This window comes from Pseudoalteromonas holothuriae, from assembly GCF_945859825.1.
In the GTDB taxonomy this organism is placed as follows: domain Bacteria; phylum Pseudomonadota; class Gammaproteobacteria; order Enterobacterales; family Alteromonadaceae; genus Pseudoalteromonas; species Pseudoalteromonas holothuriae.
In genome coordinates this window covers 1-12,684 of record NZ_CAMAPC010000008.1, presented here as the reverse complement: position 1 = coordinate 12,684, position 12,684 = coordinate 1, and the positions used below count along the sequence as shown (strand labels likewise).

Sequence of the window (12,684 nt, the reverse complement as noted above, 5' to 3'; positions counted from 1 at the left end):
CGCTTTCTTGGGCAGAAAAGAATTTTAAAAAATATTCACCCCTTATTAAATTCTGCGCCGTTATACAAAGGAGACAACCAATAAGGATCACGCTATGCAAAATATTGCGCTTCAACCAAGCCCATTCAATTACAAAAAACTCACCAGTGCTTTACTCGGAGGCACCTTAATGACTGGCGCTGCGTTTATATTGATGCAGCAATTAATCACTCAAGATAATACTCGCCCACTAGAAATTAAATCATATCCTGTCGTAGAAATTGCACAAAATAGAGAAGATAGCCCAACAGAGGAAAAAACCAGATTACCACCTCCTCCTAAAATGCAGCCACCTCCGACTCGTTTAACGAATGAAGCCACACCAAACCCAAGCCTGACCATGTCAACGGCATATCGTCCGAGTATAACAACGCCTAAAGTCGGTATTTTAGCGCCAACATTAATGCCAACAGAGGGAAGCGCTGTGCCCATTGTTAGAGCCGAACCCAAATACCCGGCCATTGCTGCACGTGATGGCATTCAAGGCTGGGTAAAACTAACCTTTGCCATATCACCAACAGGTGAAGTCACAAATATAAATGTACTTGACGCACGGCCAAAACGAACTTTTAACCGCGCTGCCATCGCTGCACTTAAACGCTGGAAGTATCGCCCTAAAATAGAAAATGGCCGTGCTGTTTTACAGACTAACCAAAATGTTGTGTTAGAGTTTAAATTAGCTCAGTAGTGATTAGCTGGGGCACATTGCCCCTAAGAGAGAGCCTATGCTTATAGCCTTAAAATCTTGGTTGGTTCACAGAGATATACCTGATGATGCCCTTTTAGCCTATAAAAAAAGTGGTGATCATAAATACTTAGAGCGACTCATTGATATGTATAGCCAAGACCTATATTACTTTTTACGTAGCCACTCAAATGCCGAACTAGCACAAGATATATGTCAAAAAACATGGCTTATTACTATGGAAAAGAAGCACCTATACCAGCAACAGCAATCAGCTAAAGCTTGGCTATTTACTGTTGCGCGAAATGCATTGATTGATGAGTTGAGAAAGCAGCGCCGTGTTTACGAGCTGGATGAGCACACGTTAGTTGATAGCACACCCACCTCATCAACAAACAATCAGCTCAATGCTGCTATAGCACAATTGCCGTTTTTACAAAAAGAAGCGCTCACCTTGCAGCTTGAAGCATTCTCTTTAAAAGAAATTGCACAAATCACGCACTGCAATACCGAAACCATTAAAACGCGCTTACGCTACGCAAAGCAACAGCTCAAACAAGTACTTGGAGAAAGCCATGAACGATGAGCAACTCAATCAACAGTTAAAACAAGAATTCGCAAAGCAAAAAAGCCAAAACCGCTTAACTAAAGCGCAATTAGCGCAATTTAAAACGGCATGTAAAAAACCAAAAAACAACGCTATTTGGCCAAACATACAATGGATGTGTGCCAGTATTGGTGCTGTTTTTTTAGCTTACCTTTTATTTACTCAAAGCCAGAGCACCATGCAACCTCTTTACACTCTAAACTTAAATAATTATCAACAAATTGAAGTGCATAGTATCGAAAACGGCCAATATCATTTGTCGTTTACATCACAAAAGCAACAATTAGATCAAGCAATGGTGCAAGCAGCTCAAATTATTAAAAATGCTTATCAAGGGCACGGACGGTTAATTGAAAAGCAAACAGGTAAATGGTTTATAGCAGATTGCAAACAGCAAACGTTATTAGAAATTAACACTGAGTTAGTCGCAAAGTTAATTGATAAACATAAGGTTAAAACCCAAGCCGTAGGCACACTACTGACGTTTAAGAGAAACCCTCAAGGGCAACTTATTAGCTTATCTGCCCTTGAAGCTCACAGCACTGAGCAATGTGGTTAAATCATCACCACACTGGCGATAAAGAAGCATACTAATGACAACGCTCCGCCGACTAATGCATAAGGCAGCTGAGTTTTTACATGAGTTAGTAGATCACACCCAGATGCTAATGCTGAAACCGCACTCGTATCTGAAATTGGAGAGCAGTGATCACCAAAAATACCGCCACTTAAAATAGCACCCATCACCAAAGCTGGCGGCAGGCCTAATGCTTGAATAAGCGGAACACCAATGGGGATCAAAATAGCAAAAGTGCCCCACGATGTGCCTGTGGTAAACGACATAATTGCCCCCGCTAAAAACAACACTGGTACAATAAAGTATATTGGAAGATAGTCACCCACTAATGACGCAACAAACACACCAGTGCCTAGTTCTTTTAAGCTCGCCCCTAAGGTTAAAGATAAAAGTACAATAGTAACTAAAGGGAGCAACTCCCCCATCCCTTTAAATCCAATATTTACTAGCTCATGGTGATTAAAGCGTTTTGCACTAAGTAATAAAATATAAGCGAGTGCCGTTGCTAAAACCGTGGCATAAAGTACCGATTTAGAGCCACTTCCTTGAGCCAAGACCCCGCCCCCAGTCCAAAACATAAAACCAATCATTGAACCCACCAAAGTCACTAATGGCAGGAGCATAAATCTCGCTTTAGTCGCTTTTGGCCCAGCATCAAGTGCAACTTGTTGCTTCTCAAGTTGCTGCTCAGCAACTTTCATAGGGCCATGCACCTTATCAAATACTATCGTATACAACACAATCAACAGCGCAATAATGGCGTAAAAATTAAACGCAACGCTACTCCATAATATGCTTACTGCTGATTGTTCTAATTCATAATTACTCAATAGCCCGAGTATATAAGCTCCCCAGCCGTTGAGCAAAATAAGAATACAAACTGGCGCACTGGTACTATCAATAATATATGCAAGACGTGCACGGCTCATTTTGAACTTATCAAATAACCCTCGAGAGACAATACCTGAGGTTAATACACTCATATTTGACTCAATAAACACGGCAGTACCTGTAAACATAGTGAGCAGGCCAACTTGCCTTTTACTCTTCGCCACCCCTTTATTCATCAACATATTGACAGTTGCTGCAACACCACCGGATTCTCTGATGTATGCCAACAAAGCTCCAATGATCAAACTAAAAATTAAAATTCGACTATTACCTGCTGATGTCACCACACTCACAATGCGTTCAATACTGTTGACAGGTGTCATCATAAGTTGACTATAGTTATGTTGCATAAGCAACAAAAATTCAGAAGAAATCAATGCTAATAGTAGCGCTAATATTACTTCTTTTCGCCAGAACACCACTAAAATTGCAATTAATGGTGGCAAAATTGAATACCAAGTCATATTTTCCCTTATAGTATAGCCAGTTAGTCATGTTTATTAAGGTTTAGTAGCTTAAAGCGTTCACCATTAAAAACAAGGCCTCTACCACCTTTATAATCATAATGACAACTTATGTACCCATAATGGTTAAATATTGTGAAAAAAACACAATAATTGATGCACTGACTATCACTGCCGATTATTTGAACCTATAATAACTACAAACAAGTAACCATGAAGTATCGAAATGTCGACATTTGTAAAAATAAAAGCGCTCAAGCCCAGCCTTTCAAGCAGCGAAGCGAAGTTGGCTGATTTCACTCTCAACTCGGGGGCAAAAATCCGCTCTTTGTCTTCTGTTGAACTGGCAAGACAGGCGGGTGTAAGTCAATCAAGTGTGGTTAAGTTTGCCCAAAAGCTTGGTTATAAAGGCTTTCCAGCCTTTAAACTTGCTGTAATTGATGATTTAAATTTACTCACAGTACAACCAGAAACCACATTGACTCAAATCACGCACACAGACCCCATTCATTCAATCGCACTCAAACTGCTATCTCATCAGCAAGGTATTTTGCATGAAACACATAAACTCAATGATGCAGAACAATTTGAGCAAGCGATTGTTGCACTAAAATCTGCAAGAAAAATATTATTATGTGCCGTGGGCGGCAGCTTTACCATGGCTCAAGACTTTGCGCTAAAATTGCAAAAAATAGGATTACCAGCAATTGCTCAAACAGATGAGTTATCTGCGGCAAGTTACATAGCAACCATGGGTAAAGATGATTTATTAATTGCGATTAGCGACTCTGGCCAAAGCAAAGCCGTACTCAGGGTAGCGAGGCAAGCAAAGAATAATCATTGCTCTATTTTGTCGTTATCACGCTATGGCAGTAACCCATTAAACGAGTTGGCATGTATTAAACTGTTTAATGTTATTGGCGAAGAACCAGTTAAACACGCCTCTATTTTAACACGTACTTCTCAAAGCTATTTAATTGATGTGTTATTTACTGGACTCACCCAATCTAATCTACGCTGGCAAAAGCGAGCAGATAAAGCGAACGAACACGTATACGATATTCGCCATTCTTAACGTGCATAAATTAGGTAAGGCTGTCGACGCTGTTTAAATACACTCAAGTCAGCCTGCCAACTTTGTTTTACTTGCTTGTAAGACATATTGTTTTTAATTGCGATACGAAGCTTATCTGTTCCCGCCAATTTATCCATAAATTGCTCATGTTTAAAAAATACCCGTCCACTTTTTGCAAATGCCTGATAGGCGTGGATAAACCATTTTAGGTTTAATCCATGCGTGCTTTGCTTAGTTAAATTTAATCCATATGCAACTTTGCCATTAAGTTTTGGGTTTTGCGCCGCGCCCTTGATGGGCTTTGGCATAAAACTAAAACCACCTAATTTAACCTTATCATGGCCAAATACCTGAAAAGGTATAGTAGTGCCGCGCCCAACTGATACTGGTGTTGCTTCAAAAAAGCATAATGATGGATATAGTGCAATAGCCTGAGCGTTTGGTAGGTTTGGACTGGGCTTAATTGGTAGATCATACGCCATATTCGCATCGTAATGAGCAACAGGGACGACTGTTAAAGCAAGTTGTTTGTCAACATTGAGCCAGCCTTCGGCATTTATCATATTAGCTAACTCCCCGACAGTCATACCATGTAACACTGGAATAGGATGCATACCTACAAAAGATTTAAACTCTGGTTCCAGTATAGGGCCATCAATATAGGCAATATTCGGGTTGGGTCTGTCTAAAACAATAAACTGTATGCCCTGCTCAGCCGCCGCTGCCATTACATAATGCATAGTACTGATGTAGGTGTAAAAGCGCACACCCACATCTTGAATGTCAAAAATAATGGTGTCGATATCTTTTAAAACTTCAGCTGAAGGTTTTTTGCTTTTACCATAGAGCGAAATAATTGGCAGCCCCGTTTTTGCATCTTTTGATGAGTCGACTTTAGCACCCGCATCATGATCGCCTCTAAACCCATGCTCTGGCGCAAAAACTTTGCGAACGTTCACGCCTTTTTCGAGCAAGCTATCAAGCAGGTGCCCGTCTAGAGTTTGTGCCGTTTGATTAACCACTAATGCAACACGTTGGTTTTTTAATAAAGGAAGGTATTGACCGTAACGCTCAGCGCCAACTTCAATAGCATGACTATATAAAGAAGCGAAAAGAAGTAAAAATATTAGAAAACGCATGGGCTCTATCAGCTAAAAATTTGCATTTATGATGACGAACCTAACAAAAAATGCAACCTATACTACTTAACTTTATTGTGCCTATGCACTACAAACACTGCAGGCTACTAACAAAAGGCAAAAAACAAGATCTCTGACCCCATTGCTTCTTTTATTGTGGGTGTAGAGTTGTTGATGGTAAAAGTGCCTGATGGTGAGGCCCTAATGCAGGAGTAAAGATAGAGTGGTTTAAGCTGGGTGTAGCAGCCATTGTTTAATCTGCTTTTCGAGCTACTGCCGCACGCCAGTTATGAATCCTTTTTCGAGGCTTCAGTGATGGCTAAGTACACCATTTTTTAGCAGAGTCATCACTTGGAGTATTTTCCATTTCTTAATGGCATTACGAATAACCCAGTTGAGAGACTCAATAGCGTTAGTGGTATAAATAACTTTCCAGATGTATGGACTCCCATTTCCCTAGGGAGTAACGTAATAAGTGACCAAACTTTTACTAAGGAGCCCATACATCTGAAGTTGCATAAACTGCTCAACAAAGAAGTCATGAAGGTGCGAATACATTACAGGCCAGAGGTAGCCCCTCAATTTGAGCCCGTATATAAGCTAGCATATAATTTATTCAACTCTTTCTTTTTGACATTGGCAAGGAGTCCATATAAGTCCCTAGGGTAATTAAATATGATATTTAAGTTCTGCCAATGCACATTCCACAACTTACTTTTTATGGATATTGCCAATTTCAGGTATCACTAAAGCACTCAAGCTGAGCTTTTCTTCAGTGTTAGAGCAGTAAATATGCTTTAAATCAATCGTAACTGCTTTGCAGTCTTTCAGCGAAAAATTTAAAGAGAATTACGTACCATGTGGACACATTAGTCTCTAGGAGTCCCAAGCAGCCATAGATACAATAAGAATATTTTCCACACCACTCTATTTGTTACTATCGTGCTCATTCGCCCAAAACACGTTGCATCAACTGTGCTTTAGTAGGCAGTTCAATTGCTAATGCTTGCTCTATCTCTGCGTGCGTTAATACCCGGCGATGATGAGAGGAGGCATAAACTGACACCTCTAGCTCCTGCTGTTGTAGTTTATCGGTCAATATTTTAAGCCGGTGGTATGTATCCCCATGTGGCCAATTACTAGGAGAGTCAAAGCCGCTTTGCCAGCTGCTACCAAACATATCTTCGCTAAACAATAGTTTATGCTCTGGTAGGTACAACACCAAATTATGACTAGCATGGCTATTTGGTACATCAATTAGTACCACTTTATTACTTGCAAGCGTATGCATATTGGTTGCCGCTATCACTCGCTGTGCCACTAATGGCGCTGTTAAATGCGCTTGTAACGCACTTATATCACTTGGATGCACAATAAGGTCAGCACCGTGTGCAATCACGTCTTCTAACCCCATCATGTGATCGCTATGGTGGTGCGTGACCACATGCTGTGCCACAGGCTTATTTAACCCAGTATGGGTTTTTAATAAAGCCAGATTTTTTTGCCATGCTTTGTCATTGGCGTGCATTTGCCATGCGCCTGCTGAAATAAAATACTCCCCTGCATCTACAAATAATGTGTAACCCCAACCTTGGCCGATAAAATACACGCCTTTAGCTAGTTGCAAAAAAGTATGCTTTGATACATCAACAGGGACGTCTTTAGGCTTAACTTTATACGCTTTGGGCAGGCTAAACGCTTGACTTTTTAATGAATTAAAAGAGAGTTCTCTCAAATAGGCTTGATAAATAGGCCCTTCACTGCTGCTCACAAATAATTGTTGAGCCCATACAAAGCCTTGTTGCAGTTGGTGGTTTAAAAAGTCAAAGCTGCGTAATTGCCCGCCACGCTCTGTAAGCATCCGACTCAAGTAGCCAGTTTGTTGATTAAGGTAGACAATATATTGTTGCTCAGAGCCTTCATGTACGGTTAATACATCGTGCGCCGCGCCTTGAATATAAGCCGTATCGGTCCATTTACTGGCGGCTTTATCTTGATAGAGTTTGCGAATAATAAGCGGATCTAACTGCTCACTCACTGTAAAATCAGTATTTTCAAACGTTATATTACTGGCTGGTTGATACTGCTTTAGCGCATGGTCAATCACATATCCTTTATCAGCCACAAATAAGCGCTCTATAACACTTGGCATATTACTACCGTGACTACCTACCAACCGAGTAGTTACTTGCTTAAATGCTTTGTGCTGCTTGGTAAAATCAATCAGCAGCATACGCTGTTGTTCATTAACATAGCTTACAGTTTCGCCCTGTAAGGCATGGCTACTTTGCCATTGAGAGTATTGGTTAGCTTGCTCTCGTGCACTGATACTTTGCAGCGTCAGCAACGCATCGCCACCATAAGCTGCAACGGCATGGCTAATAATTCGCTGCTCTTTTTGCGCTGCTACACCTACATTACACACCACTAACAGTGCACAACTGCTAACAACCTGCTTTAACGTTTTAATTAATGTTTGCATACTTCAACTCATTACTTGATGTTTTTACTGCAAGCATTAAATGCAATCGCGTACTTTTAACACCACAATGGCAAGCTTATAAAATACTGATGGTTTGCTGATTAATTTTAATTTATTGTTTTTTATGCTTATTTAAAGTAATCGTATAAACCAAAAGCGTATTTTCAAGCTAGACAGCTTAGTTAATAGCCCATAAACTGAAGCCAGATGTATTTGAGTAACCAGCCAATGACGCACAGCCATATTTTTTTTATTAATGAATTTAAAATTGACCTGTCGCGATGCGTGATCATACACGCTAACAAGCACACAAAAGTTGAACCAAAAGTGCTAAAAGTATTGCAGGTATTGGCACAAAACCAACAGCAAGTGGTTACTCACCAAGTATTAATGGAGCAAGTTTGGCAAGGTAGTGAAGTAGTCCCTAATGCATTACAGCGCTGCATTGCAATTTTACGTAAAACGCTAAATGATGATGCCAAAGCCCCCTCCATCATCGCCACTCATCCCAAAATTGGCTACAGTCTTATGGCACAGGTTAAGTGGCAAGATGATGATAATGAGCACGCGCGCTCAAACCATCATATTGCGAGTATAAGCAATGCCAAGGGCCTGCTCGTACCATCTGCCTTACTGCTGATACTAGCCGTGTTGGCCTTTGTGTTTTGGCCTAACTCACACCCCGCAGCATATACAAATATAACGGCGCTCACTCAAAGCGACGCCCATGAATCTGACGCAGTATTTAGCCCTAATGCGCAATATGTGGTATTCAATCGCTATGCAGGCGCGTGTAAAAGCCATATTTGGGCCAAAGAACTCTCAACTAAAAAAGAAACCCAACTCACTGCGATAGCTGGTCAATTTGGCGCACTGAGCTTTACCCCCGATGGCCGAGAGTTGGTATTTACCACCCATAACGCCTGTGATAAAAAGCAGCCTGTTGCACAGCCCTCAACAAAAGAAACACTGCAAACTTGTTGGGCCATTGCCACCTTAGACTTTGCCAAAGCATTTGGTACCCCACAAACACCGCAGCACCGTTATCAGTGCCAAACCAATAGACTACAAACGCCAAAAGCCTTAGGTAACCACCAGTATGCCTTTTTACGCTTAGATAATAAGCACAATCAGTTAATGCACTACAACGACTTAAACAAGTCGCTTAAAGCACTATATAGCAATGACTCTGATACTATTTATCATTTTGACTACCATGAACAGCTGCAAATGTTTGCGTTATTTAGCCAAAATAATAACGCCGAACACCAGCTTACTTTGCTTAATAAAGCAGGCCAAGTACAACAACAAACCGTGCTACCAAGCTCACACTGGCAAAAACATGACCAACTACTAACAGGCAATTTTGCACAAAATGGTAAGTACTTACTTGCAGCAAATAATGGCAAGCTTTATAAGATAACGTTTGATGGGCAAATAACACACATACCTTCACCAAGTCATAACTTAGTGTCGGTTACACAACATCCAAACAAGCGTGAATTACTGGCAGTGCAAGGCACAAAAGACATAGACATTGCCAACATAAATTTAAATAGCCAAACATTACAAATAGTTAAACCTGAACTAAACACCGTTGCAACCCCTTACCCAAGTTTAGCTCGCACTCATGCTCAAGAGCGCCTTGCCCGTTTTCAACCAAATGGCCACCATATTGCTTTTATCTCCAACCGCAATGACTTAGATACACTTTGGTTATGGCACCCAAGTAACCTACAGCCTCTTGCTCTTAGCAATAATACCAACGCTGTAAACAATTATAGTTGGTCGCCTGATGGCAGTCACTTAGCATGGGCCAGCAACGGTACACTCACCATTAGCAACTTAAAAGGCAAGCACAAAGCAGTCAATACTCGCCAACCTATTTATGTAGTACTCGATTGGTTTCAAAAAGACAAATTATTGGTACTAAGCAGTAGCCATAAGCCAAGAATGCTCCATCAACTCGATTTAAAACACAACACGCTAATACCCTACCCCATTCACAACGCTGCAAACGCATGGGCACAGCAAAACCAACTTATTTACACCACCACGCAAGGCGCGGTATTCAGCCGCTCACTTATTCCAAGCAAAACAGGCAGCCAACCACTGCATAATTTAAATGCCAAAGCACTGGTGGTAACTAATGAGCATATATATAGCGTAGACAAAACCACCTTTGCACTTAACCAATACACCCCAAACGGCACATTTATAAAAACCTTAAAAGCACTCAAACCCACCGCATGGAAAATAACTGACATTAAAAACCAACAACTATTGCTAGAGCAGTTTATAGCAATAGAACAAGAGGTGGTGGTGTTAGAGTAAAGCGCTATTTTTGAGTTTCTATAAAAGGTATTATTCACGTGATAATTGAGCTTTATGGTGATTTCTCATATTCTGTCGCAAGCAAAATAATAAGGACAGCCCGTGTTCCCCAACTATCAAGAATTTATGCGCCCTTTTTTGGCAATAGCTGGTGCAGCAAATGGCAATGAAATAAAACTTCGAGATGTTATTAATCAACTTGCTGAGCAATTTAATCTAACGAATGAAGAGCGCACTGAAACATTGCCCAATGGCAGACAGAGTATATTTGATAACCGAGTGGGCTGGGCAAGTACTTATCTTAAAAAAGCAGGGTTATTAGAAACCACTCGCAGAGCACATGTTGTAATTACGCCCCGTGGAATAAACGCACTTAAAGCAAACACTGTCACTGAAGATGATTATGTTGACCTTGGAAGCTTAGATTTTGATAAGTTAAGACGCGCGTTTGCCAAATCAAAACAAAAAATGCCATCGTTTTTGATTTAAAAGAAGCCATTGAACAAAAATTAGCGCAAATGGTAAAACAAAATCCAATACGCTTAGAGTTTTACGAAAAATATAAAACAATCATTGCTGAATATAACGCAGGCAAAGATATTCAGGCAGTGCAAAAAGCATTTGATGATTTGTGTGATTTAATGGAAGATGATTTGACTCCCGAACAGGAGCGATCTTTGCGTGAAGGGCTAGATGAAGAAACACTGGCTATTTATGACATACTAAAAAAACCATCGCTCAGTGCCGAAGAAGAAAAAGAAGTTAAAAAGGTGGCAATAGAAACCTTGGCTAGACTTAAAGAAGAAAAACTCAAAATAGAGCGCTGGCAAGAAAGTACCCAGCTTAAGTCGCAAGTAAAGGTCATGATCAAAAATAGCTTATATTGGTTGCCAACCAATGCGTACATCAATGACGAATTGTCCAACATGAGTTTACTGGTTTATCAACATGTTTATGCAAACTATCAAGGGGCAGGAAATAGTACTTATGGCTCATTCTAATTTTCAATCGCTGGGTAAAAAGAGAGTGCGAATTAGTGGCTAAACCCTACACCCCACCCTTTACGTTAACACCTAAAATCATCAACTTACTGGCTTTGATCAGCGAGCAAGTGGGCCGTTTGAGTGCCTTTGAGGAAAAAACAGCGCTTAAGCTTAGGCGTATCAACCAAATTAAAACCATTCAAGGCTCACTTGCCATTGAAGGGAATACGCTGAGCGAAGAGCAGATCACCGCTATTTTAGCAGGCAAACCCGTTATTGCCCCACCCAAAGATATCTTAGAAGCCAAAAATGCCATCGCTGCCTACGAGTGCTTTGCAAATTGGCAGCCTAGCAATACAAAGCACTTGCTTAACGCGCATCAAATTTTAATGCAAGGGCTCATTGATGATGCGGGTAATTACCGCAGCGGCAATGTTGGGGTGATGAAAGGTTCACAAGTTGTGCATATGGCTCCCCAAGCCGAGCGCGTTCCCGCGCTCATGTTACAGCTACTTGATTGGCTTAAAACTACAGATCAGCACCCTTTAATTAAGAGCTGTGTATTTCACTATGAGTTTGAATTTATACACCCATTTAGTGACGGTAATGGCCGTATGGGTAGGCTTTGGCAAACATTGATTTTAAACCAATGGCAACCGATTTTGGGCCAATTGCCTGTTGAAAGTATTATTAATAATCACCAAGACGAATATTATCAAGTAATTAACGCAAGCAACCTTGTCACCGACTCAGCGCCATTTATTGAGTTTATGATGCAGGTAATTTTAGAGACCTTGCAAGATCATGGGGGCCGGAACACCCCCCAAGCTCCCCCCCAAGTCACCCCCCAAGTCGAAAAGCTATTGCTCGTATTGGATAGGCAATCTGCACCTGTTGACAGAATCTCTTTACAACAGGCACTTAAGTTAAAAGATAGAAAGTCGTTTCAAGGGCGTTATATCAAACCCGCACTTGAACTAGGGCTGATAGCAATGACGTTACCAGATAAACCAACCAGCAGTTTGCAGCGATATATTTTGAGTGAAGCGGGCAAAGAGTTAGCGAACAGGCTCTAGCTTTCGACATTAAGTTGTCAACCTAACTGTCATCCTGACTAAGGTCAGGATCTTATCCGCGAATTGCAACTTTCAACACTTGTGCAATGACATTAAAGTTCGCCCATAATAGTTATTGTTGACAATAAAGTTTGCCCGTAAGGCTGACATTATTAATTTTAGGCACTTAATAGCAATGTAAACTTTATTGGAAACAACCAGCTTTCTTAGGTGTATTAGTTCAGACAAGATCTGACACATCAACTTGAAAAAGTGAGAGTTACCCGTTTTGATAAAAGGTGTCGAATCTTTAAATCAAAACATATAAGAGGTAACTCTCATGCTACATACTA

The 12,684-nt window shown here is 40.8% G+C and carries 11 protein-coding genes and 1 pseudogene; 8 read left to right on the top strand and 4 right to left on the bottom strand.

Annotated elements, in window-relative coordinates; translation table 11 throughout:
• The first annotated feature begins 94 nt into the window (after positions 1-94).
• The 3 genes from OCI93_RS11635 to OCI93_RS11625 are packed head-to-tail and all read left to right on the top strand — an operon-like array spanning position 95 to position 1,890.
• Complete coding sequence (locus OCI93_RS11635) at positions 95-727, top strand: energy transducer TonB (protein WP_261626471.1); 633 nt, start codon at positions 95-97, stop codon at positions 725-727.
• 37 nt (positions 728-764) lie between these two features.
• The gene (locus tag OCI93_RS11630) at positions 765-1,310 is read left to right on the top strand and encodes an RNA polymerase sigma factor (RefSeq protein WP_261592141.1); all 546 of its coding nucleotides are present in this window, start codon (positions 765-767) and stop codon (positions 1,308-1,310) included.
• Positions 1,300-1,890, top strand: coding sequence for a hypothetical protein (locus tag OCI93_RS11625; protein WP_261592140.1), 591 nt, complete (start codon positions 1,300-1,302; stop codon positions 1,888-1,890). The genes OCI93_RS11630 and OCI93_RS11625 overlap by 11 nt, the downstream gene beginning before the upstream one ends.
• On the opposite strand, the gene OCI93_RS11620 is transcribed toward OCI93_RS11625, so the two are convergent.
• Positions 1,887-3,263: a Na+/H+ antiporter NhaC family protein gene (locus tag OCI93_RS11620; protein ID WP_261592139.1), complete on the bottom strand. Its 1,377-nt coding sequence runs from the start codon at positions 3,261-3,263 to the stop codon at positions 1,887-1,889. The genes OCI93_RS11625 and OCI93_RS11620 overlap by 4 nt on opposite strands.
• A 226-nt stretch (positions 3,264-3,489) precedes the next feature.
• Here OCI93_RS11620 and OCI93_RS11615 point away from each other — a divergent pair, with 226 nt between their 5' ends.
• The gene (locus OCI93_RS11615; RefSeq protein WP_261592138.1) at positions 3,490-4,338 is read left to right on the top strand and encodes a MurR/RpiR family transcriptional regulator; all 849 of its coding nucleotides are present in this window, start codon (positions 3,490-3,492) and stop codon (positions 4,336-4,338) included.
• Here OCI93_RS11615 and OCI93_RS11610 read toward each other — a convergent pair.
• The 3 genes and pseudogenes from OCI93_RS11610 to OCI93_RS11600 form a co-directional block, all read right to left on the bottom strand.
• Entirely contained in the window at positions 4,335-5,477 is a 1,143-nt protein-coding gene (locus tag OCI93_RS11610; protein WP_261626470.1) for an exo-beta-N-acetylmuramidase NamZ family protein, read from the bottom strand. The genes OCI93_RS11615 and OCI93_RS11610 overlap by 4 nt on opposite strands.
• 253 nt (positions 5,478-5,730) lie before the next feature.
• Positions 5,731-5,915 (bottom strand): annotated as a pseudogene (locus tag OCI93_RS11605) (transposase); the annotation flags it as partial.
• A gap of 508 nt (positions 5,916-6,423) precedes the next feature.
• Positions 6,424-7,959 carry an MBL fold metallo-hydrolase gene (locus OCI93_RS11600; protein ID WP_261626469.1) on the bottom strand — a complete coding sequence of 512 codons (1,536 nt, stop codon included), beginning with the start codon at positions 7,957-7,959 and terminating at the stop codon, positions 6,424-6,426.
• Positions 7,960-8,187: 228 nt separating this feature from the next.
• Here OCI93_RS11600 and OCI93_RS11595 point away from each other — a divergent pair, with 228 nt between their 5' ends.
• From OCI93_RS11595 to OCI93_RS11580, 4 genes are all read left to right on the top strand, one after another.
• On the top strand, positions 8,188-10,293 hold the full coding sequence (locus tag OCI93_RS11595) for a winged helix-turn-helix domain-containing protein (RefSeq protein WP_261626468.1): 2,106 nt from the start codon (positions 8,188-8,190) through the stop codon (positions 10,291-10,293).
• A 102-nt stretch (positions 10,294-10,395) separates the two neighbouring features.
• Positions 10,396-10,782 (top strand): winged helix-turn-helix domain-containing protein, encoded by a 387-nt coding sequence (locus tag OCI93_RS11590; RefSeq protein ID WP_261626467.1) that lies wholly within the window; start codon positions 10,396-10,398, stop codon positions 10,780-10,782.
• A complete protein-coding gene (locus tag OCI93_RS11585) occupies positions 10,749-11,294 on the top strand; it encodes a type I restriction enzyme endonuclease domain-containing protein (protein WP_315942817.1) in 546 nt (181 codons plus the stop codon). The genes OCI93_RS11590 and OCI93_RS11585 overlap by 34 nt, the downstream gene beginning before the upstream one ends.
• A gap of 35 nt (positions 11,295-11,329) precedes the next feature.
• Entirely contained in the window at positions 11,330-12,352 is a 1,023-nt protein-coding gene (locus tag OCI93_RS11580; RefSeq protein ID WP_261626466.1) for a Fic family protein, read from the top strand.
• The last annotated feature ends 332 nt before the right edge of the window (positions 12,353-12,684 follow it).

Excerpts from the sequence above, each read along its gene's own strand:
- OCI93_RS11610 (WP_261626470.1), bottom strand. The coding sequence starts at position 5,477 with ATGCGTTTTCTAATATTTTTACTTCTTTTCGCTTCTTTATATAGTCAT.
- OCI93_RS11595 (WP_261626468.1), top strand. The coding sequence starts at position 8,188 with ATGACGCACAGCCATATTTTTTTTATTAATGAATTTAAAATTGACCTG.
- OCI93_RS11630 (WP_261592141.1), top strand. The coding sequence starts at position 765 with ATGCTTATAGCCTTAAAATCTTGGTTGGTTCACAGAGATATACCTGAT.
- OCI93_RS11635 (WP_261626471.1), top strand. The coding sequence starts at position 95 with ATGCAAAATATTGCGCTTCAACCAAGCCCATTCAATTACAAAAAACTC.
- OCI93_RS11625 (WP_261592140.1), top strand. The coding sequence starts at position 1,300 with ATGAACGATGAGCAACTCAATCAACAGTTAAAACAAGAATTCGCAAAG.
- OCI93_RS11620 (WP_261592139.1), bottom strand. The coding sequence starts at position 3,263 with ATGACTTGGTATTCAATTTTGCCACCATTAATTGCAATTTTAGTGGTG.
- OCI93_RS11615 (WP_261592138.1), top strand. The coding sequence starts at position 3,490 with ATGTCGACATTTGTAAAAATAAAAGCGCTCAAGCCCAGCCTTTCAAGC.
- OCI93_RS11600 (WP_261626469.1), bottom strand. The coding sequence starts at position 7,959 with ATGCAAACATTAATTAAAACGTTAAAGCAGGTTGTTAGCAGTTGTGCA.